The organism is Corynebacterium pelargi (genome assembly GCF_014635485.1).
GTDB classification, from domain to species: domain Bacteria; phylum Actinomycetota; class Actinomycetes; order Mycobacteriales; family Mycobacteriaceae; genus Corynebacterium; species Corynebacterium pelargi.
This window is the reverse complement of record NZ_BMCX01000010.1, coordinates 1-1,469: the sequence shown is the minus strand read 5'-3', so window position 1 is coordinate 1,469 and position 1,469 is coordinate 1. Positions and strand designations below refer to the sequence as shown.

At 54.4% G+C, this 1,469-nt stretch carries 1 pseudogene; it reads right to left on the bottom strand.

Going from position 1 to position 1,469, the window contains the following annotated elements:
• Positions 1-122: 122 nt before the first annotated feature.
• Positions 123-1,355 (bottom strand): annotated as a pseudogene (locus IEU99_RS10930) (IS3 family transposase).
• Between the last annotated feature and the right edge of the window lie 114 nt (positions 1,356-1,469).

Genomic DNA, 1,469 nt, shown 5'->3' with positions numbered 1-1,469 from the left:
TTCACAAATCACACAGGCAAAGTCCCACCCCGACGGAAAACTGACAATAACACACCGATTTTTGCGGCTGAGCTTAAAGACCCAATGCACGAATTGAATCGCATTGAGCTTTGTCCAGGGTGTTAGGCCTGAACCAATGCAGGCTGTTGCTCATAGTACTCAGCTTCAGCCTGTACCGGGGTCTTCAGCCCAATCCCCTCGTGATACCGCTTGGTATTCCACCAATGCACCCAGTGCAACGTTGCCAGCTCCACATCCGCCAACGAGTCCCACGACCTGCGACGATAGATCAACTCGGTCTTATATAGCCCATTGCCGTCTCCGCTATGGCATTGTCATACGAGTCGCCGACCGTGCCCACCGATACATCGATACCCCCCTGGCGAAGTCGGGTGGTGTATGCCACGGACACACACTGCGATCCACGGTCACTGTGATGCACCAAAGACCCCTCTAACTGGCCTTTCGCCGAATGCATAGCTTGCGATAAGGCTTCCATCGGCAGCACGTCTGTGGTCAATGAGGACTTCCACGACCACCCGACAATCTTGCGACTAAAGACCTCAGTGACAAATGCGGTATACACGAATCCACTACGGGTGCGGACGTAGACAACATCGGCCACCCACAAGCGGTTCGGCGCATCGGCCTTGAAGTTGCGCTTAACCAGATCAGGACGGGAATCCGGCAACTTGGCAGGTTTCGTGGTCACAGGGTTGCGACCACGGCGAACACCCTTGAGCCAGGCGATGCTCATCAACCTGACGACTTGGTTACGGCCGATGCTATAGCCTTCATCGACCATGGCCTTGTGCAACTTGCGGATGCCGTAGACACAAAAGTTATCAGCGCGCAGCCGTCTGAGTTCCACAATGAGTTCTTGATCGCGCACCGCCCTGGCTGATGGTGAGCGAGACTTTGCGGCACGATAACCGCGGGAGGTGTAGAAAACCTCACAGAAGTAGGCGCGCACCACACGGCAAATGCACTCGACTCCGCAGGCGATCCTTGTGCTCATCAATGAAGCGGATCATCATCGGCTGGGATGGTCGAGTTCCTGTGCGAAAAAAGCCGAAGCAGCCTTCAATATCTCGTTTGACCTGTGTAACTCCAGGTTTTCGACGCGGAGTTGTTGCAGCTCTGTTCGCACTTCCACCGGCAAATCCACAGGGGTTGTTGCCCGGTCAATGCGCCGTTTCAGCCAGCCACGAATGGTGTGTGGACTCACGTCCAGGCGCTCACCGATCACAGATCACCGTGGCGGCCTGCCATGTCGAACACTGATGAACTTTCCGGTGCTCCGAGGCTAACCGCACGGCACGTTCTTTGAAATCCTCCGGGAATTTCCTACCCATAAGTAATGATCTTTCCTCAAACTAAGCCAAAACAAAGTCCAGAACACTTCACAGAATCGGTGTGTTATTGTCAGTTTTCCGTCGGGGTGGGACTTTGCCTGTGTGATTTGTGAA